The organism is Streptococcus oralis, assembly GCF_021497885.1.
GTDB classification, from domain to species: domain Bacteria; phylum Bacillota; class Bacilli; order Lactobacillales; family Streptococcaceae; genus Streptococcus; species Streptococcus oralis_BQ.
Genome location: NZ_CP046523.1, coordinates 1,377,316 through 1,399,297, shown reverse-complemented (window position 1 = coordinate 1,399,297; position 21,982 = coordinate 1,377,316). Strand labels below are relative to the sequence as shown.

Annotated in this window: 21 protein-coding genes; 18 read left to right on the top strand and 3 right to left on the bottom strand. The window is 41.6% G+C overall.

Annotated elements, in window-relative coordinates; translation table 11 throughout:
• Nucleotides 1–154: 154 nt before the first annotated feature.
• The 18 genes from GOM48_RS07050 to GOM48_RS06965 all read left to right on the top strand — a co-directional run bounded on the left by GOM48_RS07050 (nucleotide 155) and on the right by GOM48_RS06965 (nucleotide 19,720).
• Nucleotides 155–2,113: a peptide ABC transporter substrate-binding protein gene (locus tag GOM48_RS07050; RefSeq protein WP_143989834.1), complete on the top strand. Its 1,959-nt coding sequence runs from the start codon at nucleotides 155–157 to the stop codon at nucleotides 2,111–2,113.
• 145 nt (nucleotides 2,114–2,258) lie between these two features.
• A complete protein-coding gene (locus GOM48_RS07045) occupies nucleotides 2,259–3,353 on the top strand; it encodes a cystathionine gamma-synthase (protein WP_235096681.1) in 1,095 nt (364 codons plus the stop codon).
• Nucleotides 3,354–3,360: 7 nt separating this feature from the next.
• Nucleotides 3,361–4,527, top strand: coding sequence for a MalY/PatB family protein (locus GOM48_RS07040; protein WP_235096677.1), 1,167 nt, complete (start codon nucleotides 3,361–3,363; stop codon nucleotides 4,525–4,527).
• Nucleotides 4,528–4,619: 92 nt separating this feature from the next.
• Nucleotides 4,620–7,715: a DEAD/DEAH box helicase gene (locus GOM48_RS07035; protein WP_235096669.1), complete on the top strand. Its 3,096-nt coding sequence runs from the start codon at nucleotides 4,620–4,622 to the stop codon at nucleotides 7,713–7,715.
• Between the two features lie 47 nt (nucleotides 7,716–7,762).
• Nucleotides 7,763–8,374, top strand: a complete 612-nt coding sequence (locus tag GOM48_RS07030; RefSeq protein ID WP_235096658.1) for a cystathionine gamma-synthase — start codon at nucleotides 7,763–7,765, stop codon at nucleotides 8,372–8,374.
• A gap of 11 nt (nucleotides 8,375–8,385) precedes the next feature.
• Nucleotides 8,386–9,720 (top strand): UDP-N-acetylmuramate--L-alanine ligase, encoded by a 1,335-nt coding sequence (murC, locus tag GOM48_RS07025; protein ID WP_235096650.1) that lies wholly within the window; start codon nucleotides 8,386–8,388, stop codon nucleotides 9,718–9,720.
• Nucleotides 9,721–9,729: 9 nt separating this feature from the next.
• Entirely contained in the window at nucleotides 9,730–10,197 is a 468-nt protein-coding gene (locus GOM48_RS07020) for a GNAT family N-acetyltransferase (protein ID WP_235096643.1), read from the top strand.
• Nucleotides 10,194–10,682 carry a GNAT family N-acetyltransferase gene (locus GOM48_RS07015; protein ID WP_235096633.1) on the top strand — a complete coding sequence of 163 codons (489 nt, stop codon included), beginning with the start codon at nucleotides 10,194–10,196 and terminating at the stop codon, nucleotides 10,680–10,682. Before GOM48_RS07020 ends, GOM48_RS07015 begins: the two co-directional genes overlap by 4 nt.
• Nucleotides 10,683–10,744: 62 nt before the next feature.
• Nucleotides 10,745–12,442, top strand: coding sequence for an endolytic transglycosylase MltG (gene mltG / locus GOM48_RS07010; RefSeq protein ID WP_235096627.1), 1,698 nt, complete (start codon nucleotides 10,745–10,747; stop codon nucleotides 12,440–12,442).
• 63 nt (nucleotides 12,443–12,505) lie between these two features.
• A complete protein-coding gene (gene greA / locus GOM48_RS07005) occupies nucleotides 12,506–12,988 on the top strand; it encodes a transcription elongation factor GreA (RefSeq protein ID WP_038805600.1) in 483 nt (160 codons plus the stop codon).
• Nucleotides 12,989–13,065: 77 nt separating this feature from the next.
• Complete coding sequence (locus GOM48_RS07000) at nucleotides 13,066–14,430, top strand: amino acid permease (RefSeq protein WP_235096619.1); 1,365 nt, start codon at nucleotides 13,066–13,068, stop codon at nucleotides 14,428–14,430.
• A 98-nt stretch (nucleotides 14,431–14,528) separates the two neighbouring features.
• On the top strand, nucleotides 14,529–14,939 hold the full coding sequence (locus tag GOM48_RS06995; protein ID WP_235096612.1) for a GNAT family N-acetyltransferase: 411 nt from the start codon (nucleotides 14,529–14,531) through the stop codon (nucleotides 14,937–14,939).
• Nucleotides 14,940–14,998: 59 nt separating this feature from the next.
• Nucleotides 14,999–15,595 carry an HAD family hydrolase gene (locus tag GOM48_RS06990; RefSeq protein ID WP_235096611.1) on the top strand — a complete coding sequence of 199 codons (597 nt, stop codon included), beginning with the start codon at nucleotides 14,999–15,001 and terminating at the stop codon, nucleotides 15,593–15,595.
• A 146-nt stretch (nucleotides 15,596–15,741) separates the two neighbouring features.
• The gene (locus GOM48_RS06985) at nucleotides 15,742–15,951 is read left to right on the top strand and encodes a helix-turn-helix transcriptional regulator (protein ID WP_001107495.1); all 210 of its coding nucleotides are present in this window, start codon (nucleotides 15,742–15,744) and stop codon (nucleotides 15,949–15,951) included.
• On the top strand, nucleotides 15,941–16,429 hold the full coding sequence (locus tag GOM48_RS06980; RefSeq protein WP_235096610.1) for a DUF6773 family protein: 489 nt from the start codon (nucleotides 15,941–15,943) through the stop codon (nucleotides 16,427–16,429). Before GOM48_RS06985 ends, GOM48_RS06980 begins: the two co-directional genes overlap by 11 nt.
• A 116-nt stretch (nucleotides 16,430–16,545) precedes the next feature.
• The gene (locus GOM48_RS06975) at nucleotides 16,546–18,006 is read left to right on the top strand and encodes a nicotinate phosphoribosyltransferase (protein ID WP_235096609.1); all 1,461 of its coding nucleotides are present in this window, start codon (nucleotides 16,546–16,548) and stop codon (nucleotides 18,004–18,006) included.
• Nucleotides 18,003–18,827 carry an ammonia-dependent NAD(+) synthetase gene (gene nadE, locus GOM48_RS06970; protein WP_235096608.1) on the top strand — a complete coding sequence of 275 codons (825 nt, stop codon included), beginning with the start codon at nucleotides 18,003–18,005 and terminating at the stop codon, nucleotides 18,825–18,827. Before GOM48_RS06975 ends, nadE begins: the two co-directional genes overlap by 4 nt.
• A gap of 347 nt (nucleotides 18,828–19,174) precedes the next feature.
• Nucleotides 19,175–19,720 (top strand): GNAT family N-acetyltransferase, encoded by a 546-nt coding sequence (locus tag GOM48_RS06965; RefSeq protein ID WP_235096607.1) that lies wholly within the window; start codon nucleotides 19,175–19,177, stop codon nucleotides 19,718–19,720.
• A gap of 59 nt (nucleotides 19,721–19,779) precedes the next feature.
• On the opposite strand, the gene GOM48_RS06960 is transcribed toward GOM48_RS06965, so the two are convergent.
• Genes GOM48_RS06960 through GOM48_RS06950 form a run of 3 tightly spaced genes read right to left on the bottom strand, consistent with a single transcriptional unit; the run spans nucleotide 19,780 to nucleotide 21,962 of the window.
• Nucleotides 19,780–20,235: an 8-oxo-dGTP diphosphatase gene (locus tag GOM48_RS06960; RefSeq protein WP_235096606.1), complete on the bottom strand. Its 456-nt coding sequence runs from the start codon at nucleotides 20,233–20,235 to the stop codon at nucleotides 19,780–19,782.
• 10 nt (nucleotides 20,236–20,245) lie between these two features.
• Nucleotides 20,246–20,767, bottom strand: coding sequence for a DUF1697 domain-containing protein (locus GOM48_RS06955; protein WP_235096605.1), 522 nt, complete (start codon nucleotides 20,765–20,767; stop codon nucleotides 20,246–20,248).
• A gap of 13 nt (nucleotides 20,768–20,780) precedes the next feature.
• A complete protein-coding gene (locus GOM48_RS06950; protein ID WP_321159597.1) occupies nucleotides 20,781–21,962 on the bottom strand; it encodes an NAD(P)/FAD-dependent oxidoreductase in 1,182 nt (393 codons plus the stop codon).
• Nucleotides 21,963–21,982: the final 20 nt, after the last annotated feature.

Below are 21,982 nucleotides of genomic sequence, written 5' to 3'. Positions count from 1 at the left end.
ACACTACTCATTGCATATACCTAACAAAATAGATAAAAATCTAAAATTTGTATAGAAAATAATATAATTTCGACCTTTTGTGACAGGAATTGCTTGACTAAATAAAACTAAAGCTGTATAATAAGGCAAATATCTAAAACAGGAGGTTCTGGAAATGAAAAAGTCTAAGGCCAAGTATCTGACACTGGCAGGTGTCGTGTTAAGCGCAGGTATCCTATTGAGCGCATGTGGGAACTCAGCAAGTTCATCTAAAACATATAACTATGTCTATTCTAGTGATCCATCTAGTTTGAACTATCTAGCAGAGAACCGTGCAACAACCAATGATATCGTTACTAATTTGGTAGATGGTTTGATGGAAAATGACCAATATGGTAACTATGTTCCATCTTTAGCGGAGGACTGGACCGTTTCCAAGGACGGTTTGACTTATACCTACAAACTTCGTAAAGATGCCAAGTGGTATACATACGAAGGTGAAGAATACGCACCTGTAACTGCTCAAGACTTTGTGACAGGTTTGAAATATGCGGCAGATAAAAAATCTGAAGCCTTGTACTTGGTTCAAGACTCTGTAGCAGGTTTGGATGACTATATCAACGGTAAAACAACAGACTTTTCAACTGTCGGTGTGAAGGCGATTGATGACCAAACAGTTCAGTACACTTTGACACGTCCAGAATCTTATTGGAACTCTAAAACAACTTCAACCATTCTCTTCCCTGTCAATGCGGATTTCTTGAAATCAAAAGGGGATGATTTTGGTAAAGTAGACCCTTCTAGCATTTTGTACAATGGACCTTTCTTGATGAAATCATTTGTTTCAAAATCTGTTATCGAATACAAGAAAAATCCGAACTACTGGGATGCTAAAAATGTCTTTGTGGACGATGTGAAATTGACTTACTATGATGGTAGTGACCAAGATGCCCTAGCTCGTAACTTTGTAGAAGGAGTCTACAGCTACGCGCGTCTCTATCCAAATAGCTCAAGCTTTGAAGGAATTAAAGAGAAGAACAAGGATAACATCATCTATAGTATGCAAACCGCAACTTCTTATTACTTGAACTTCAACTTGGACAGAAAATCTTATAACTTCACTTCTAAGTCCTCAGATATCGAAAAGAAATCAACACAAGAAGCAGTTCTGAATAAAAACTTCCGTCAAGCCTTCAACTATGCTTATAACCGTACAGCCTATGGAGCTCAATCTCAAGGGGAAGATGGAGCAACGAAGATTATTCGTAACCTAGTGGTACCTCCTACATTTGTAAGTATCAACGGAAAAGACTTTGGCGATGTTGTTTCAGAAAAGATGGTCAACTATGGTCAAGAATGGCAAGGAATCAACTTTGCAGACGCGCAAGATCCATACTACAATCCTGACAAGGCTAAAGCTAAATTTGCAGAAGCTAAGAAAGAATTGGAAGCTAAGGGTGTGCAATTCCCAATTCACTTGGATGTATCAGTTGACCAATCAGCTAAAAAAGGTGTACTTGAAGCAAGTTCTTTAAAACAATCCATCGAATCTGTTCTAGGAGCTGAGAATGTGGTTATTGATATCCAACAATTATCAACAGATGACTTCGATAATTCTAGCTACCTCGCTCAAACGGCAGCTCAAAAAGACTTTGATATCTATAATGGCGGTTGGAGTGCTGACTACTTGGATCCATCAAGCTATCTAGATATCCTAAATGTCAATAACGGCGGTATGTTGCAAAACCTTGGTCTAGAACCAGGTGAGGTCAATGACAAGGCTAAGGCAGTTGGTCTGGATACTTACACTCAAATGTTAGAAGAAGCTAACAAGGAGCAAGATCCAGCGAAACGTTATGAAAAATATGCAGAAATTCAAGCTTGGCTCGTTGATAGCGCCCTTGCAATTCCAAACGTTTCCCTTGGTGGAACACCTAGCTTGAGAAAGACAGTTCCATTCTCAGCACCATTCTCACAAGCTGGAAATAAGGGTGTAGAATCATACAAGTATCTCAAGTTGCAAGATAAGACGGTGACAACTGCTGAGTACGAAAAAGCTAAAGAAAAATGGCTGAAAGAAAAAGAAGAATCAAATAAAAAAGCCCAAGAAGAATTGGCAAAACACGTTAAATAACCAGTCTATTCAACAGGAAAAGCGATAGTTTCTCAAGGAACTATCGTTTTTGTATAGTTTGAAACTATAACTAGCTCTTGAAAAGAAGAAAATGAGTTGGCGAAAATAAGTGGTACAATAGTTACTATAGATTTGGAGGTATTGTATGAGCAAAGAACGACACATCAACACAATTTTGGCCCAGGCTGGGATCAAGTCAGATAAGGCGACAGGTGCCTTGGTGACGCCACTACATTTTTCAACAACTTATCAGCATCCAGAGTTCGGTCAGTCTACGGGATTTGACTATACTCGGACTAAAAACCCAACTCGCAGTAAGGCGGAGGAAGTCTTGGCTGCAATCGAATCAGCAGACTATGCCCTAGCGACGAGCTCAGGTATGGCTGCGATTGTACTGGCTTTTAGTGTTTTTCCAGTAGGAAGTAAAGTCTTGGCAGTGCGTGACCTTTATGGGGGTTCTTTCCGTTGGTTCAACCAAGTGGAGCAGGAAGGTCGTTTCCATTTTACCTATGCCAATACAGAGGAAGAGTTGATTACTGAGTTAGAGAAAGATGTGGATGTTCTCTATATTGAAACGCCGACTAATCCCTTGATGTTAGAATTTGATATTGCAAAACTAGCAAAACTAGCTCATGACAAGGGGGCTAAAGTAGTCGTAGACAATACCTTCTACAGTCCGATTTACCAACGTCCGATTGAAGATGGTGCGGATATTGTTCTTCATTCGGCTACCAAATACCTAGCAGGGCACAACGATGTTTTGGCTGGGGTAGTTGTGACTAATAGTTTAGAACTATATGAACAACTGTTTTACAATCTCAATACAACAGGTGCTGTCTTGTCACCATTTGATAGTTATCAGTTAATTCGTGGTCTTAAGACCTTGTCTCTGCGCATGGAGCGTTCTACAGCGAATGCCCAAGAAGTGGTTGCCTTTTTGAAGAATTCTCCAGCAGTCAAGGAAGTGCTCTACACTGGTCGTGGGGGAATGATTTCCTTTAAAGTAGTGGATGAGAAACGTATTCCTCATATTTTGAACAGCCTCAAGGTCTTCTCTTTTGCTGAGAGTTTGGGTGGGGTAGAGAGTCTGATCACCTATCCGACGACGCAGACCCATGCGGATATTCCAGCAGAAGTACGCCATTCCTACGGTTTGACAGATGATCTTTTGCGCTTGTCAATCGGGATTGAGGATGCTAGAGATTTGATTGCGGACTTGCGCCAAGCCTTGGAAGGATAAGACAGATATGGGAAAATATGATTTTACAAGCCTGCCCAATCGTTTTGGGCATCATACCTATAAATGGAAAGAGGCGGAAACTAATCGAGAAGTTCTACCAGCCTGGATAGCGGATATGGACTTTGTGGTCTTGCCTGAAGTTCGAGAAGCTGTACAAGCCTACGCGGATCAGTTGGTTTATGGTTATACTTATGCTAGCAACGCTTTGATTCAGTCGGTTCAAGAATGGGAAGCCAGCCAACACGGTTATCACTTTGACAAAGATGCTCTCGTCTTTATCGAGGGAGTGGTGCCAGCTATTTCAACAGCCATTCAAGCCTTTACAAAAGAAGGAGAGGCTGTTCTGATTAACACACCGGTCTATCCACCTTTTGCTCGCAGTGTCAAACTCAACAATCGCCGATTGATTACCAATCCTTTGGTGGAAAAGGATGAATTGTTTGAGATTGACTTTGATCAGTTGGAGAAGGATATGGTGGGAGAGGATGTGAAGCTTTATATCCTCTGCAATCCCCACAATCCTGGTGGACGTGTTTGGGAAAAGGAAGTATTGAAAAAGATTGGTTATCTCTGCCAAAAACATGGTGTATTACTGGTTTCGGATGAGATTCACCAAGATTTAGCCCTCTTTGGTCACAAACATCAGTCTTTTAATACCATTGATCCAGACTTTAAAAACTTTGCCCTCATCTTGAGCAGTGCTACAAAGACCTTTAATATTGCTGGGACGAAAAATTCCTATGCAGTGATTGAAAATCCTAAACTTCGTGTTGCTTTTCAAAAACGCCAGTTAGCCAATAACCAGCATGAAATTTCAGGTTTGGGGTATTTGGCGACAGAAGCTGCCTATCGATATGGAAAGGATTGGCTAGGAGAGTTAAAGGAAGTCTTTGAAGACCACATTAACTATGTAGTGGATGTTTTGGGCAAAGAAACCAAGATTAAGGTCATGAAACCGCAAGGTACCTACTTGATTTGGCTTGATTTTTCAGCCTATGACCTAACGGATGACCGCTTGCAAGAGCTTTTGAAGAATGAAGCTAAGGTTATCTTGAACCGAGGTTTGGACTTTGGAGAGGAGGGAACTCTTCATGCCCGCCTCAATGTAGCTATGCCGAAGTCAGTACTGGAAGAGGTTTGCCAACGCATCGTGACCACTTTTGCTACACTTTAAAAATCCAGCCTTCTAGGAGAAAAGTCTTCCTAGAAGGCTATTTTCGTAGGGGAAAATGTGGTATAATGAAAAGATAAGATAAAGGGGTAACTATGGCTAAATTGATTCCGGGGAAGTTGCGCATGGAGGGTGTTGCTCTCTATGAAACAGGCAACATTGAGATTATCAAGGAAAAAGGGAATCGCCTCTATACTCGTGTGGCGGGAGAAGACTTGCGCTACAGTTTAGAGGATGATCTGGTTTTTTGTGCTTGCGATTTTTTCCAAAAAAGAGGTTACTGTGTTCACCTCGCAGCGCTCGAGCATTATCTGAAAAATGATGAAGAAGGCCAGGTGATTTTACAAGCCTTAGAAAAAGGACATGAAGAGCAAGAAGAGGTCGAAACCAAGGTTAGTTTTGGTGGTAGTTTTTTGGAGCGTATCCAACCTCAGAAGAGAGAGAAAATCTACACTTTGTCGGCTCAAGGTCAGGTGGAAGCTGGGACCAATCGTCTCCTTTGGACTATCCGAATCGGTTTAGTTGATAGTCAAAAATATTATGTCATTCGTGACATCCCTCTCTTTTTGAAGGTCTTGATTCATCGAAAGCCATATATGATTGGGAAACACTATGAAAATGACTTGTCTTGGGATGCTTTTGATACAGCTAGTCAAGAAGTTCTTACTTTTTTATGTGGCTTGATTGAGGAGGGACTGAGTCAAGAGCTCTTTTTCCCCAATCAAGGTCGTCACCTCTTTTTCCCTCTGACCTTTTTTGAGCAGGGAGTGGAGTTGCTGATGAACTTGGAGGATTTTCATTTTGAACACCAGATTACAAGTTATGAAAATCTTCTCTTTCATGATTTAGATCCAGATGCAGAACTGTCCTCTTTTTCCGTGCAGGAGTATCCCGATTATTTTGAGATGGAGATTTCTGAAAGTGAGCGAGTCAACGTATTCTATGGGGGAGCAGTTCTATTTCGTAAGGGGAATCTTTATCTCTTAAATCCTAAACAAATCAGCCTACTAAAGGAAATCAAGGAGCTTCCTCAGGAGGAAAGAGGGAGAAAATGCCTCCAGTTTGACAACAGTGATCGTGACCGCCTAGCCGCCTGTCTGCCTTTGTTTGGACAGCTAGGAACAGTTTCTGCTCCTGAGCGCTTACAAATCAGACCCTTTTCACCAATCTTTTACTTTGATAGGGAGGATGACGGCCGCATCCGCTTGGATATCCAGTTTGACTATGGAGATGTTAAGGTGACTAGTCGTCAACAGCTGGAACAATTACCATTTTCAAGCGATGCCGTCTTGGAAAATCAGCTATTTCAAGTCTGTTTAGGGGCTGGTTTTGAGGCTGATTTTCAGTCTTGGAGACAGGCTTTGAAGCCAGAGGCAGTTTATTCTTTCTTTCATCATACGATTCCTGCTTTTGAGGAGTTTGGTCAGGTTTTCTTGTCTGATGAGATGAATCAGCTCTACAGCGTCCAAGCTCCTCAGGTTCAGATTGAGTCCAAGGGAGGATTGTTGGAAATCCAATTTGATTTCCAAGGGATTGCCCAAGAAGAGATTGATCAAGCTCTCAAAGCCCTGACCAGCAATCAGGATTTCTATATTAGTTCTTCTGACCAAGTGTACTTTTTTGATGAGGAAACCAAGCAGATCCGTCAGAATATGCAGGAACTGGGGGTTGAGCTAAAAGATGGTTCTTTTCAGGCTCGGAAATCTCTGGCTTACAGTCTGTCTCAGCTTTTTGAAGGTCGAGACAGGATCTCCTTCTCAGAGGAATTTCAGTATTTAGCTCATGATTTGACCCATCCAGAGGATTTTCCTTTGGGAGATATACGGGTGCAGGCGAGTTTGAGAGATTATCAGGAAAAGGGTGTTCGTTGGCTCCAGATGCTTCATCACTATGGTTTTGGAGGTATCTTGGCAGACGATATGGGACTAGGAAAAACGTTGCAGACTATTGCTTTTTTGACTAGTCAGGTGACAAAAGATACTCGGGTCTTGATTTTAGCGCCGTCAGGTTTGATCTACAATTGGGCAGATGAATTTAGAAAATTTGCCCCACAGTTGGATTTGGCTGTCGTTCATGGTTTGAAAGCGAATCGAGAAGCGATTCTTTCTGAAAATCACCAAATCTATGTGACTAGCTATGCCACCTTTCGTCAAGACAGCGAGCTTTATCAAGAGATGGCTTTTGATTTTCTCTTCTTAGATGAAGCTCAGGTCATGAAAAATGCCCAAACTAAGATTGCTCAGAGTTTGCGCCAGTTTGTGGTGCCAGCAGTTTTTGCTTTGTCAGGTACGCCCATCGAAAATCATTTAGGAGAGTTGTGGTCTATCTTTCAAATTGTGCTACCGGGGCTCTTGCCAAGTAAAAAGGAGTTTATGAAATTACCGGCTGACCGAGTCGCGCGGTTTATCAAACCCTTCGTCATGAGGCGTAAGAAAGAAGAAGTTCTTACAGAACTGCCTGATCTGATCGAAGTCGTCTATAAAAATGAACTGGAAGACCAACAGAAGGCTATCTATCTAGCCCAGTTGCAACAGATGCGAGACCGACTAGCGCAAGTGACAGATCAAGAATTCCAGAGAAGTCGGGTAGAAATCTTATCTGGTCTCATGCGATTGCGCCAGATCTGCGATACGCCAGCACTATTTATGGACGATTACCAGGGAGCTAGTGGTAAATTGGATAGTCTCCGAGATTTATTGCTACAAGTGGCTGATGGTGGGCATCGGGTCTTGATTTTCTCTCAGTTCAAAGGAATGTTGGAAAAAATCGAGCACGAACTCCCAGATTTGGGCTTGACTTCCTTCAAAATCACAGGTTCAACTCCTGCTCATGACAGACAGGAGATGACCAAGGCCTTTAACCAAGGGGAGAGAGATGCCTTTCTCATCTCCCTGAAGGCAGGTGGAGTCGGTCTTAATCTAACGGGAGCTGATACCGTCATCCTAGTGGACCTCTGGTGGAATCCTGCTGTCGAAGCCCAGGCTATCGGACGAGCCCACCGCATGGGACAGGAGCGGAAGGTAGAGGTTTACCGTTTGATTACTAGAGGAACCATTGAAGAAAAGATTCAAGAACTCCAAGAACAGAAGAAACACCTGGTTTCCCAAGTTTTGGATGGGACAGAATCGCGTGCGAGTCTCAGTCTGGCAGAAATTCGAGAAATTTTAGGGATTTCTGAAGCCAGCACTTGAAAAATTAAGACAATACGCTATAATGAAGTGTTGAAAGGAAATACAAAATGAAACAAGATCGATTTCCATTGGTGTCAGATGATGAGATCATGCTGACCAAAATGCCAGTCATGGACTTGTACGATGAGTCAGACTTTATTAGCAATATCAAAGGTGATTACCGCGATAAGAACTATTTGGAATGGTCTCCTATCAATGAGGAAGAAACCGTGGTTTCTCCAGTGGTTAATAAGGAGTCAAAGCCAAGCCCAGAACCTAAAAAAGTTGAAAAAACGTATGCTGAATTGGCTCGAGAAGAGGCGCGTGCGGACTTAAAGAAGAAACGTTCAGCCAAGTATTTGACTCAGGATGTTAGTCATACTAGACGACACAATGGTTCAACATTTGTTCGTCAAGGAAACCAACCAACAGCACCATTTCAAAAGGAAAATCCAGGCGAGTTTGTCAAATTTAGTAAAAACTTGAGCCAGTCTCACTATATCTTAGCTGAGGAGGTTGGCCAAGTGGCGAATCCAACTCCGAAAGCCCAAACGGGAAAAGCTAAAAAGAACAACTATGATTTTCTAAAGAAGAGTCAAATCTATAATAAAAAGAATAAGCAAACAGAACAGGAACGTCAGGTTGCCCAAGAGTTGAATCTGACAAGAATTACTGAGTAGGGGAGAAAAGCATGTCAAAAACATATCATTTTATTGGAATCAAGGGATCAGGGATGAGTGCCCTAGCCTTGATGTTGCATCAAATGGGACACAAGGTTCAAGGTTCAGACGTTGAAAAATACTACTTTACTCAACGTGGACTAGAGCAGGCAGGAATTACGATTCTTCCTTTTGATGAAAAGAACCTGCAAGGGAATCTTGAAATTATTGCTGGAAATGCCTTTCGTCCAGACAACAATGTTGAAATCGCCTATGCCGACAAAAATGGTATCAGCTACAAACGTTACCATGAATTCCTAGGTAGCTTTATGCGTGACTTTGTCAGCATGGGGGTTGCAGGAGCGCATGGTAAGACATCAACGACTGGGATGCTGTCTCACGTTTTGTCTCACATCACAGACACTAGCTTCTTGATTGGGGATGGAACGGGTCGAGGTTCTGAAAATGCTAAGTATTTTGTTTTTGAATCTGATGAATATGAGCGTCATTTCATGCCTTACCACCCAGAATACTCTATCATCACCAACATTGACTTTGACCATCCAGATTACTTTACTAGTCTAGAGGATGTTTTCAACGCCTTTAATGACTATGCCAAACAAATCACGAAGGGGTTATTCGTCTATGGTGAGGATGCTGAGTTGCGTAAGATTACAGCCAATGCTCCAATCTATTACTATGGCTTTGATGCTGAGGGAAATGACTTTGTAGCTAGCGACCTTCTACGTTCTACAACTGGTTCGACCTTTACAGTTCACTTCCGTGGTCAAGAATTGGGACAATTCCACATTCCAACTTTTGGTCGTCACAATATCATGAATGCGACAGCTGTTATCGGATTACTTTATACAGCAGGCTTTGATTTGAACTTAGTGCGTGAACAATTGAAAACATTTGCAGGTGTTAAGCGTCGTTTCACTGAGAAAATCGTTAATGATACAGTAATTATTGATGACTTTGCCCACCATCCAACAGAAATCATTGCAACCTTGGATGCGGCTCGTCAGAAATACCCAAGCAAGGAAATCGTGGCAATCTTCCAACCGCATACCTTTACAAGAACCATTGCCTTGTTGGATGAATTTGCCCATGCATTGAATCAAGCAGACGCCGTCTACCTAGCGCAAATCTATGGATCAGCTCGTGAGGTGGACCATGGTGATGTCAAGGTAGAAGATTTGGCTAATAAAATCAACAAGAAGCACCAGGTTATCACTGTTGAAAATGTTTCTCCACTCCTAGACCATGACAATGCTGTTTATGTCTTTATGGGGGCGGGAGACATCCAAACCTATGAATATTCATTTGAACGTCTCTTGTCTAACTTGACAAGCAACGTCCAATAAGGAAAACAGATGGAAATTCCAATCACTATAAGGCAAGCCACTTTATCAGATTTAGAAGAAATGTTGGCGATTGAAGAAGCCAATCCTTCGTTAGAAGAGGCACTTAGCCGCCAATCCTTAGAAGAGAGTATCCGCAAGACTGCGGGTACCTTTCTTGTAGCTGGGGATGAAAATCAGCTCGTGGGCTATGTTTTGGGAGAAGATCAGTCTATTCATCCCAAATGGATAGAAATAAAATCATTGACCATTCATCCTGACCGTTGGGGACAGGGGCTGGGAACTCTTCTTCTTGCAGCCTTGAAACAGGTGACAGTCGAACTAGATTATCAAGGTATTCTTTTGCAGAGTCCTGATGAGCTACTATCATATTTTGAAATGAATGGCTTTGTTGAGGAAGAAATGACAGGGAGTCAATATGACAGTGGTTCTTGTTGGTATCTGACTTGGGCTAATCCTTTTTATCAGGAGGAAATATGAAAATCAGACAAGCAAGATTTTCGGATTTAGATCGAATCTTAGAGATAGAGATAGAAAATTTTTCTCTTGAGGAAGCCATTCCTCGATCGGTCTTTGAGGCGCACTTACGTGAAATTCAGACCAGTTTTCTGGTAGCTGAAAAAGAGGGACGTATTCTTGGCTACATTGAAGGTCCAGTCGTCCCGCACCGCCATCTCCAAGATCAGTCCTTTACAGAAAAAATAAAAGACTATAGCCATCAACCTGGAGGTTATATTTCTGTGACATGCCTATCTATAGCTAAGGAGGCACAAGCCTTGGGCGTGGGAAAACGACTGTTAAGTGCTCTGAAAGAAGTCGCTTTAGAACATGAACGAGAGGGAATTAACCTGACTTGTCATGATTATCTTATCTCATATTACGAGAAACATGGTTTTGTCAATGAAGGACTATCCCAATCTACTTATGCAGGTGAGACCTGGTATAACATGGTTTGGAAGCCTTGAAAACAAGAAATATAGTTGGAGAAAGGTATATTTTGTTGCTTTTCTGCGACTTTTAAGATATAATGTTATGGATTGCCAACAAGGAGGTAAAGCTTTTGAGCGAGAAATCAAGAGAAGAAACGTTAAGCTTTAAAGAACAGATTTTACGCGATTTAGAGAGAGTCAGAGAGAGAGAAAGAAGAGAGAAAGAAGATGAAAGTCCGATCACCCCAACTCCATCTTCTCAAGTAACTCCACCCGCTCCTTCTGAACAAGAACCAAATCTTGCCACAGAAGGTTTAATGGTAGACTCTCTGTCAACTGTGGATAAAATTCTTAAAAATGCCCCAAGTGTGCCACCACGCCCAAGCTTTGAATCAAGCGAAGTGACAGCACCAGAACCAGAAGAGTCAAAACTAGAAGAGCCTGCACCAGCCAAGATTGATGCTGTAGAGCCTAAAAAGGAAGAGAAAGAGTTTAACACTATTCCAACTAAAGTGGCTGTTTCCTATAAAACAGATGACAAAAAAGAAGAATCAGTCCCTCCTGTTGTGGAGAATGTAGTGCCTGCTCCAGTTGAGAAAGTTGATAACCTAGCGGATGCTCCACGACGCAGTCGTCGTGAAGGAACAAAGCCAGCTAAGAAAAAGAAGAAATCAAAAGCTAAAGGTTGTTTGCTAACTTTCCTAGTATTCCTAGTTCTTGTAGGTATTGGTGGCTTCTTTGGTTATGGTTACGTTCAAGATTCCTTGAAACCAGTTGATGCGAGCTCTAAGGATTATGTAACGGTTCAAATCCCAGAAGGTTCAAATATTCAAGAAATTGGGAGCACTTTGGAAAAATCTGGTTTGGTAAAACATGGACTCATCTTTAGTTTGTATGCCAAGTATAAGAACTATTCTGACTTAAAATCAGGTTATTACAACTTGAAGAAGAGCATGAGTACGGATGAATTGATCCAAGAATTGCAAAAAGGTGGAACTCCTGAACCTCAAGAACCAGCTCTTGCAAGCCTAACAATTCCAGAAGGATATACATTAGAGCAAATCGCTCAAACAGTAGGGCAACTTCAAGGTGAATTTAAAGAGCCGCTTACTGCGGATGCTTTCTTGGCAAAAGCTCAAGATGAGACCTTTATCTCACAATTAGTCGCCAAGTATCCAAACCTTCTTGGAAGTCTCCCAACAAAAGACAGTGGCGTTCGTTATCGTCTAGAAGGTTACCTTTTCCCAGCAACTTATACCATCAAAGAAAGCACTACAGTTGAAAGTTTGATTGATGAGATGTTGGCTACTATGGATAAGACCATGTCATCATATTACGCCTCAATTAAAGAAAAGAATCTGACAGTCAATGAATTACTCAGTATCGCTTCTCTTGTTGAAAAAGAAGGTGCTAAGACAGAAGACCGCAAGAAGATTGCTGGTGTCTTCTATAACCGCCTAAATCTCGGTATGCCGCTTCAAAGTAATATCGCTATCCTGTATGCCCAAGGCAAGCTTGGTCAAAAGATTAGTCTAGCAGATGACGCTGGAATTGATACAACGATTGATTCACCATACAATGTTTACACACACCTTGGCCTCATGCCTGGACCAGTAGACAGTCCAAGTCTGGATGCCATCGAAGCAAGTGTAAATCAGATAAAGAGTGAGTACTTGTACTTTGTAGCCAATGTCGAAGATGGTAAAGTGTATTTCGCAACGACCAAAGAAGAACATGATCAAAACGTTGCAGAACATATCAATAGCAAACTAACCCAATCAAGTAGTTCAAACTAAAATTATGTGGTTTTCCACATAATTTTGTTTTAAAAACAAATTAAGAAAAGAAAGTTGAGAAAAATGGCAGAAAAAACTTACCCAATGACCCTTGAAGAAAAGGAAAAACTAGAAAAAGAATTAGAGGAGTTGAAACTCGTTCGTCGTCCTGAAGTGGTAGAACGTATCAAAATTGCTCGTTCATACGGAGACCTTTCGGAGAACAGCGAGTACGAAGCAGCCAAGGATGAGCAAGCTTTTGTTGAAGGACAAATTTCAAGTCTAGAAACAAAAATCCGCTATGCTGAAATCGTTAATAGCGATGCAGTTGCCCAAGATGAGGTAGCTATCGGTAAGACTGTAACAATCCAAGAAGTCGGTGAAGATGACGAAGAAGTCTATATCATCGTCGGTTCTGCAGGTGCAGATGCTTTTGCTGGTAAGGTTTCAAATGAGAGCCCGATTGGACAAGCCTTGATTGGCAAGAAGACTGGTGATACAGCGACCATCGAGACACCAGTTGGTAGCTATGATGTCAAAATCTTAAAGGTTGAAAAAACAGCCTAAATAGAATGAAAAAGGAGTAGTAGAGGCTTTGCCTTGCTCAACTCCTTTTTGGTTTTTTGAATAAAATAGGAGACTATATGAGTGAAAATAAGAAAAAAAATAAGATGGAACGTGGTCTAACCAATCGTCATGTTCAGGTGATGGCTATTGCGGGAACAATCGGAACAGGTCTTTTCCTAGGTGCCGGTCGCTCCATCAGCCTGACAGGCCCTTCTATCATCCTGATTTATATGATTACAGGAGCCTTTATGTTTTTGATGATGAGGGCTGTTGGAGAGATGCTGTATCAGGATCCAGAACAACATACTTTTATCAACTTTATCACCCGTCATTTGGGGAAAGGCTGGGGGTATTTCTCGGTTTGGTCTTATTGGTTGTCTGTCGTCTTTATCGGTATGGCAGAAATCACTGCGATCTCGCATTATGTTCAGTTTTGGTTTCCTAGCTGGCCTAGTTGGCTGATTCAGATTGTTTTTTTAACGATTTTGGCCTTGGTCAATCTGATTGCAGTTAAGCTCTTTGGAGAAGTCGAGTTTTGGTTTGCTATGGTTAAAATTGTGGCTATTTTAGCTATGATTGCAACGGGAGCCTTTATGGTTTTGACAGGATTTGAGACACCGCATGGTGCTGCAAGTTTGGCAAATATCAGCAATCAGTTCTCTCTTTTTCCAAATGGAGTCATGAACTTTGTCATGGCCTTTCAAATGGTATTTTTTGCCTATCTGATGATTGAATTTATCGGAGTGACAACTTCTGAAACCAAGAATCCTCGTCAGGTTTTGCCAAAAGCAGTTAAAGAAATTCCTCTCCGAATTGTCTTCTTCTATGGTGGAGCCCTATTGGCCATTATGTCTATTATTCCCTGGAGAGAACTTGCTTCTTCAGATTCACCATTTGTAACGGTTTTTGAGCTAGCAGGTATCAAGTGGGCGGCAGCTCTGATTAACTTCGTTGTTTTGACGTCGGCAGCATCTGCTCTTAATTCAACCCTCTATTCAACAGGGCGACACCTTTACCAGATTGCCCATGATTCACCCAATCGCTTCTTAAAAGCAATCAAGGCAGATACTCTTTCTCGTCACAATGTTCCGCAAAATGCCATTATTGCCTCAGCAATCTTAATTGCTCTAGCTGCCTTTATCAACGTTTTGCCAGGCGTTTCCGATGCTTTTGCTTTGATTACGGCGTCCTCATCAGGTGTTTACATCGCGATTTATATCTTGATTATGGTGGCACATCACAAATACCGCAAGTCACAAGACTTCATGGCTGACGGCTACCTCATGCCTCAGTATCGCTTGCTCAATCCCCTAACCATCCTCTTTTTCATCTTTGTCTTTGCAACCCTCTTTTTACAAGAGTCTACCTTCATGGGGGCAGTTGGTTCTGCTATCTGGATTATCGGTTTCGGAATTTATAGCCAGTGGAAATTTAGAAAATAAATCATGAACTCATCAACTCTGCTTGATGAGTTTTTCTAGTTTGACAGTTTATTGAAATAGGATTATAATCAAGCTGTAGCAGTTCTAAGGAGGTTTGGATGTACGTTAGATTGGAAAATAAGGAATCTCATAAAGCGCAAGAAATAGGGGATTTGATTCGTGCTTATAATCGTTCTAAAAGAGAAGAGTCTGAGAGCGAGCCACTGAATCTTTATCTCGAAGACGAAAAGGGTAATCTCATGGCAGGATTAGTAGCTGAGACTTTCGGAAATTGGTTGGAAATCGAGTATTTGTTTGTGAAAGAGGAATTGCGAGGACAGGGAATCGGTTCAAAACTATTGCAGCAAGCCGAAAGGGAAGCTAAGAATCGAAACTGTCGTTTTGCTTTTGTCAATACTTACCAGTTTCAAGCGCCAGATTTTTATAAAAGGCATGGCTACAAGGAGGTCTTTACCTTGCAAGACTATCCCTACACAGGGCAAAGATACTATTACCAAAAAGATTTGTAAGGTGAAAATGGAGAAATATAATAGAGAGTAATTCTTCACATAACCAAGGAGGTGGGCTAATGGACATAATACTAGATATGGGCAACGTCTTATTAGAATGGAACAAGGATAAGATTTTACAAGGCGTTTCGGATACGAAGAAAGATTATCTGATGTTAGATAAGACTATCTTTCAGTCGGGGCTTTGGGAAAGATTAGATCTTGGTACCATGACGAGACAAGAATTAGTGCTTAAAGTTGTGTCCATGATTGGAAGTACCTATCAAAAGAAGGTCGAAGAAGTTATCTGGAATTGGCCTAGCTACATTGATATCTATAGGGAAGTCTTTCCTGTCTTGTCAGAACTAAAGAAAAAGGGGCATCGCATCTTTGTCTTATCCAATACCTCAAAGGTATTTTATGGCTTGCTGGAAGAGCAACTATCTCCCTTAAAGGAGCTTTTAGATGGTTTTGTCCTATCCTGTGATATAAAAGCTATAAAGCCTGATTTGGCAATGTTTAAGGAGATTCTCGACAAATACCAGCTAAATCCTACAAATTGTGTCTTTCTAGACGATATTGAGGACAATACAATCGCAGCTGAGAAATTGGGAATCAAGGCCTATCAGGTCAAGAAAAGAAGTGATGTCGTCGATATTTTGAAATCCTATATTTAAAGGTAACACTCTCTATTTTCTGTGGTAGAGAGTTTTTTGTTAATAAAATCTTACAAAATGACATTTATATATTGCATTAAGTTAGATATATGGTATAATATTTTTAAAAGAAGCGCAACTTTTTAAAAATGTGAAGGAGGACGCTAGTGGCTAAAAATTTAAAATTAAAATTAGCTCGTGTGGAGCTTGACTTGACACAAGGGGATTTGGCAGAAGCTGTGGGTGTTACTAGGCAAACTATAGGCTTGATTGAAGCTGGAAAATACAATCCTAGTCTCTCCCTTTGCCAGTCCATTTGCAGATGCTTAGGCAAAACTTTAGATCAATTATTTTGGGAGGAAGAAGATGAAAAATAGATTTTTTTATTATCAATTACTAGACGAAAGAGAAGAACAACTGATCAACAAAGCTGGGACAGAGTCTTTTTATATGTTTATCGGGCTCATTCTGCTAAGTTATTTGGTGGCTGTATTAGCACCTGCTCTTTTTAATCCTAATATTCTTCTGGTTACCCTTCTTTTAGGAATCTTCTTCTTTTTCAATCGTGCACGACAACTTGGAGTGACCTACTATAGTCGTTTTCATTTTACGATTTTGGGATGCTTAGTAGTGACTCTTGCAATTACAGCCATCTTGATGCTACAGAACTACCAGTTCAATATTGAGATTTATCAGCATAATCCTTTGAATTTTAAATATCTGTCTGCTTGGATCCTTACTTATCTTCTCTATCTTCCATGGGTTTTTATTGGAAACCTTACTTTAAGAAATTTTGGCGAATGGGCTCAAAAAAAGTTTGAGCAAGATATGGAAGAACTGGAGAATGGAGAATAGCTTGTTAGCTTTTTATCAATCTCGGTAAAATGTGTTATAATAGTACTAATTTATCGGACGGTGTGAAAGTGGTAGAATACGTTCATACCTTTGTAAAGTAGGAAGAAGGAAAACAGATGTATCCAGATGATAGTTTGACATTGCACACGGACTTGTACCAGATTAACATGATGCAAGTTTACTTTGACCAAGGAATTCACAATAAGAAGGCGGTTTTTGAGGTTTACTTCCGCCAGCAACCGTTTAACAACGGTTATGCAGTTTTCGCTGGTTTGGAAAGAATTGTACATTATCTTGAAGACTTACGCTTTTCAGATAGCGATATTGCCTACTTGGAATCGCTTGGCTATCATGGGGCGTTCTTAGACTACCTCCGCAATCTCAAGTTGGAGTTGACGGTTCGTTCTGCCCAGGAAGGGGACTTGGTTTTTGCCAATGAACCGATTGTTCAAGTTGAAGGTCCTCTAGCCCAATGCCAGCTGGTCGAAACGGCTCTCTTAAACATCGTTAACTTTCAAACCTTGATAGCGACTAAGGCAGCACGTATTCGTTCGGTTATCGAAGATGAACCCTTGATGGAGTTCGGGACACGTCGTGCGCAAGAAATGGATGCAGCTATCTGGGGAACACGCGCAGCCGTGATTGGTGGCGCCAACGGGACTAGCAATGTGCGTGCAGGGAAACTCTTTGGAATTCCCGTTTTAGGAACCCACGCCCATGCCTTGGTACAGGTTTATGGAAACGACTACGAAGCCTTCAAGGCCTATGCGTCAACCCATCGTGACTGTGTCTTTTTAGTAGATACTTATGATACACTTCGCATCGGTGTGCCAGCTGCTATTCAGGTAGCGCGTGAGCTGGGAGATAAGATTAACTTTAAGGGTGTTCGTATCGACTCTGGGGATATCGCCTACATTTCCAAGAAAGTCCGTCAGCAACTGGACGAGGCTGGCTTTACAGAGGCTAAGATCTATGCTTCTAATGACCTTGATGAAAATACCATTCTCAACCTCAAGATGCAAAAAGCCAAGATTGATGTCTGGGGTGTGGGAACCAAGCTGATTACAGCCTATGATCAGCCAGCTCTTGGGGCAGTTTATAAGATTGTTGCGATCGAAGATGAAAATGGTCAGATGCGCAATACTATCAAACTGTCTAATAATGCGGAAAAAGTGTCTACGCCAGGTAAGAAGCAGGTATGGCGCATTACCAGTCGTGAAAAAGGCAAGTCAGAAGGTGACTACATTACTTATGATGGTGTGGATGTGAGTGGCATGACAGAAATCAAGATGTTCCATCCAACTTATACTTACATCAAAAAAACCGTTCGTAATTTTGATGCCGTTCCTCTCTTGGTGGATATTTTCAAAGAAGGAACATTAGTTTATAGCTTGCCTAGTTTGACTGAGATTCAGGCCTATGCACGTAAGGAATTTGACAAGCTTTGGGATGAGTATAAACGGGTACTCAATCCGCAACATTATCCAGTGGACTTGGCGCGTGATATTTGGCAAGACAAGATGGACTTGATTGATAAGATGCGCAAGGAAGCCCTTGGTGAAGGAGAGGAAGAATGAGTTTGCAAGAGACCATTATCCAGCAATTGGGTGTCAAACCAGTAATCGATGCCCAGGAAGAAATCCGTCGTTCAATTGACTTCTTAAAAAAATACCTAAAAAAACATCCCTTCCTTAAAACTTTTGTACTAGGGATTTCTGGGGGTCAGGACTCAACCTTGGCAGGGCGCTTGGCGCAATTAGCTATGGAAGAAATGCGGGCAGAGACAGGAGATGACAGCTACCAATTTATCGCTGTCCGCCTGCCATACGGAGTGCAAGCTGATGAAGCAGACGCTCAAAAAGCCCTCGCTTTCATCCAGCCAGATGTCAGCTTGGTTGTGAATATCAAGGAATCAGCTGACGCTATAACAGTAGCAGTTGAAGCGACAGGAAGCTCTGTTTCAGACTTTAATAAGGGCAATATTAAAGCGCGTAGCCGTATGATTGCCCAATATGCCCTTGCGGGTGCCCATAGCGGAGCGGTCATTGGAACAGATCATGCTGCGGAAAATATCACAGGCTTTTTTACCAAGTTTGGTGACGGTGGTGCGGATATTCTTCCTCTTTACCGCCTCAATAAACGCCAAGGAAAACAACTCTTGAAGGAACTTGGTGCGGACCCAGCCCTTTATGAAAAAATCCCAACAGCAGACCTAGAAGAAGAAAAACCAGGGATAGCTGATGAAGTAGCCTTGGGAGTCACTTATAAAGAGATTGACGACTACCTAGAAGGCAAAACAATCAGCCCAGAAGCTCAAGCGATTATTGAAAACTGGTGGCATAAAGGACAACACAAACGCCACCTACCAATCACCGTATTTGATGACTTCTGGGAGTAAAAACCTCCAGTGGAGGTTTTTACCCTGAGCCTAGAAATGAGAAAGCGAAGAAGGTCCGGGGGGCCTTTTTACCCCTAGTCTAGAAACAGGAAAACGAGGTAGATTCGGTAACTCGTAGAGTTCGATTTTCCTTGTCTCACCCCCGCAACGATGACTAGGTTTGAAAAAGCTTGGTAAAGCGCATTTCAAACCAGACAGCGACTGCGTCAAGGGACTAGATAAAACACTTGTTTCCTAGCTGTTACTGAGTATAGTCTTTTTACCCTGAGTTTAGAAATAAGAAAACGAAGAAGGCCCAGTGGACTTTTTTAGCTCGTTGCCTTAAGCTGAGAAAGCGAGGTAACATTATGAAAGCAATCGGTACGCAAATGTTACAGACAGAACGTTTGATTTTGAGAAGATTTGTGGAGAGTGATGCAGAAGCCATGTTTCAAAATTGGGCTTCATCTGCTGAGAATCTGACCTATGTCAGCTGGGAACCCCATCCTGATGTCGAGGTGACTCGAAACTCGATTCGAAATTGGGTTGCCTCCTATACCAATCCCAACTATTACAAATGGGCCATTTGTCTAAAGGAAAACCCAGAGCAAGTGATTGGAGATATCAGTATCGTTGCAATGGATGAGAATGATTCTTGTTGTGAAATTGGCTATATTTTAGGAAAAAAATATTGGGGCAGTGGAATGATGACGGAGGCCTTGAAAGCTGTGTTAGATTTTTGTTTTACTCAAGCAGGATTTCAAAAAGTCAGAGCTCGTTACGCCAGTCTCAACCCAGCTTCAGGCCGTGTGATGGAAAAAGCGGGAATGTCTTATCTAAAAACCATTACCAATGGTGTGGAGAGAAAAGACTACGTTGCGGACCTTATTTATTATCAGATTAAAAAGAACTAAGAAATGATCTGAGCTTCAAAAGTTAACTTTTGAAGCTCAGGTCATTTTTTTCTGCTCTTTTATTTTAACTCATAAAGCCAGTCGTCACCGTCTTTGTAGTAAAAGAATTCACTTAAATCGTCTTCTAAAAAAACACGCAGCATGTCTGACATATCCTCAGTTGCAAGTTTTAGACGAGAAAGATTTTCATATTCTTCCCACCAAACAGTACCTTCGTCTGAAGACTGGAGTTCACCAGTAAAGTGTTCTGTCTTGTAAAAGAGGACGACATACCGATAATCCTCGTCATCGTACCAGTTTTTGATACCACAAAGTTGAGGTTTGGATATGGTTAGTCCAGTTTCTTCCTTGACTTCTCTGATAACTGCATCGGTAAAAGATTCCCCACGCTCTACATGACCACCAGGAAAAGTGATGCCGGGCCAGTCGGGACTAACTCGATCTTGAACTAGAACTTTGTTTCCGTTTTTAATCATGCACATGTTGACAAATTCGACTAATTCTTGTCTGTTCATATTGTTTTTCCTATTTTGTTAGTAACTTTTCCACGACGTTTAACTTTCGCATGGTCAAATCCACGCCAAACAGCTTTTCAAGATAGTTGGTATTGAGCTTTTTTCGTTTTGCTGTTCTAGGAAGGTAGAGGTAGAGACAGTGATCGCCTATACAGATTTCTTCCTCACCGTAGTCAGCTTTCAATTTTTCTAGTGGCAGACTTTGGATAAATCCCTGATAAAGAATCACATGTACACGATCATGAAGATAGTCTTCTCTAAACGGGTTCTCATGAACAATCTTTTCAAGATCGTTCTTATTCTTGATAACCATTTTTAAGTCGGCCCCAATTTTTTCCTTTATCAGAGTATGAACGCGTTCTCGTATTTCTTCCAAGTCCAAGTCACTTTCAAGAATGATATTCCCGCTTTGAATATAGGTTCGAACGTGTTGAAAACCAGCTTCTGTCAAAACATCTACCAAATATGACATTTTCGGGATAGCATTTTTTCCATTAGGAGTAACACCTCTTAGTAAAATAATATGTTCCAAAGGACTTCCTTTCTTATTTGGTATTTATTGGATTTAAGCCTGCTACCCAGCCAGTGCAGAGGGCAGAAGTGATATTAAAGCCACCTGTGTGGGCATTGATGTCTAGTACCTCGCCAGCAAAGTGGAGGCCAGGAACGAGTTTGCTTTCCAGAGTTTTAGGATTGATTTCCTTGAGACTGACGCCACCTTTAGTAACAAAGGACTTGGCAAGGGACATTTTTCCAATCACAGGGATTTTGAGTGCTTTGATGGACTGGAGCAGTTGTTCCCGTTCTTTTTCAGTTAGCTGTTTGACTTTTTCAGGATAGCCTTGCACAAGAAATTCTGCCAAGCGTTCTGGAAGCAAAGTTTTTAAAGCATTTTTCAAGGATTTTTCTCGATTTTCTTCTAGAAAGGTTGCCAAGTTATTCTCAGAAAGTTGAGGCAAAACATCCAGTGAAATAACCTCCCCACCTTTGACAAAACTAGACATGCGCAGGGCAGCAGGGCCAGATAAACCAAAGTGGGTAAAGAGCAGATCATGAGTGATGACATGCTTGCCATAACTTAAAGTTACATCGTCCAGCGAAATCCCCTGAAGCGCTTTGTGAGGAAAATCTGTCAACAATGGACTTTCAGCGGCTTCAAGCTCGGTAATGGTATGTTTAAAATGACGGGCAATATCGTGGCCAAATCCAGTCGATCCAGTGGAAGGATAGGATTTACCACCAGTTGTCACAATCAGTTTGTCACAAGTGAAAGTTTGGTCTGCGGACTTAAGGACAAACTGGTTGTCTATCTTTTTAACCGAAACAATTTCTGTTTGAGTGAGAACTTGTCCGCCTAGCTCAGCGATTTTCTTTTCCAAGGCCTCGATAATGGTCCGAGACTTGTCACTAGCAGGAAAGACGCGGCCGTGGTCCTCGACCTTAAGTTTGACTCCATTTTCCGTAAAAAAGTTGATGATATCATGGTTATCAAACTGGGAGAAGACACTGTAAAGAAAGCGCCCATTTCCAGGGATGCCAGCTAATAGGTCATCTAAAGTTCCATTGTTGGTCACATTGCAGCGACCGCCGCCTGTACCGGCCAATTTTTTACTAAGTTTGCGATTTTTTTCGATGAGAAGAGTTTTCTGACCATAAAAGCTACTAGAAATCGTAGCCATCATGCCAGCAGGACCTCCACCGATGACAATAGTATCAAAATGTTTCATAGCTCTATTGTACCACAAAA

Excerpts from the sequence above, each read along its gene's own strand:
- GOM48_RS07045 (WP_235096681.1), top strand. The coding sequence starts at position 2,259 with ATGAGCAAAGAACGACACATCAACACAATTTTGGCCCAGGCTGGGATC.
- GOM48_RS06950 (WP_321159597.1), bottom strand. The coding sequence starts at position 21,962 with ATGAAACATTTTGATACTATTGTCATCGGTGGAGGTCCTGCTGGCATG.
- greA (WP_038805600.1), top strand. The coding sequence starts at position 12,506 with ATGGCAGAAAAAACTTACCCAATGACCCTTGAAGAAAAGGAAAAACTA.
- nadE (WP_235096608.1), top strand. The coding sequence starts at position 18,003 with ATGAGTTTGCAAGAGACCATTATCCAGCAATTGGGTGTCAAACCAGTA.
- GOM48_RS06975 (WP_235096609.1), top strand. The coding sequence starts at position 16,546 with ATGTATCCAGATGATAGTTTGACATTGCACACGGACTTGTACCAGATT.
- GOM48_RS07035 (WP_235096669.1), top strand. The coding sequence starts at position 4,620 with ATGGCTAAATTGATTCCGGGGAAGTTGCGCATGGAGGGTGTTGCTCTC.
- GOM48_RS07050 (WP_143989834.1), top strand. The coding sequence starts at position 155 with ATGAAAAAGTCTAAGGCCAAGTATCTGACACTGGCAGGTGTCGTGTTA.
- GOM48_RS06960 (WP_235096606.1), bottom strand. The coding sequence starts at position 20,235 with ATGAACAGACAAGAATTAGTCGAATTTGTCAACATGTGCATGATTAAA.
- GOM48_RS06980 (WP_235096610.1), top strand. The coding sequence starts at position 15,941 with ATGAAAAATAGATTTTTTTATTATCAATTACTAGACGAAAGAGAAGAA.
- mltG (WP_235096627.1), top strand. The coding sequence starts at position 10,745 with ATGTTATGGATTGCCAACAAGGAGGTAAAGCTTTTGAGCGAGAAATCA.
- GOM48_RS06990 (WP_235096611.1), top strand. The coding sequence starts at position 14,999 with ATGGACATAATACTAGATATGGGCAACGTCTTATTAGAATGGAACAAG.
- GOM48_RS07015 (WP_235096633.1), top strand. The coding sequence starts at position 10,194 with ATGAAAATCAGACAAGCAAGATTTTCGGATTTAGATCGAATCTTAGAG.
- GOM48_RS07040 (WP_235096677.1), top strand. The coding sequence starts at position 3,361 with ATGGGAAAATATGATTTTACAAGCCTGCCCAATCGTTTTGGGCATCAT.
- GOM48_RS06965 (WP_235096607.1), top strand. The coding sequence starts at position 19,175 with ATGAAAGCAATCGGTACGCAAATGTTACAGACAGAACGTTTGATTTTG.
- GOM48_RS07030 (WP_235096658.1), top strand. The coding sequence starts at position 7,763 with ATGAAACAAGATCGATTTCCATTGGTGTCAGATGATGAGATCATGCTG.
- GOM48_RS07020 (WP_235096643.1), top strand. The coding sequence starts at position 9,730 with ATGGAAATTCCAATCACTATAAGGCAAGCCACTTTATCAGATTTAGAA.
- GOM48_RS07000 (WP_235096619.1), top strand. The coding sequence starts at position 13,066 with ATGAGTGAAAATAAGAAAAAAAATAAGATGGAACGTGGTCTAACCAAT.
- murC (WP_235096650.1), top strand. The coding sequence starts at position 8,386 with ATGTCAAAAACATATCATTTTATTGGAATCAAGGGATCAGGGATGAGT.
- GOM48_RS06995 (WP_235096612.1), top strand. The coding sequence starts at position 14,529 with ATGTACGTTAGATTGGAAAATAAGGAATCTCATAAAGCGCAAGAAATA.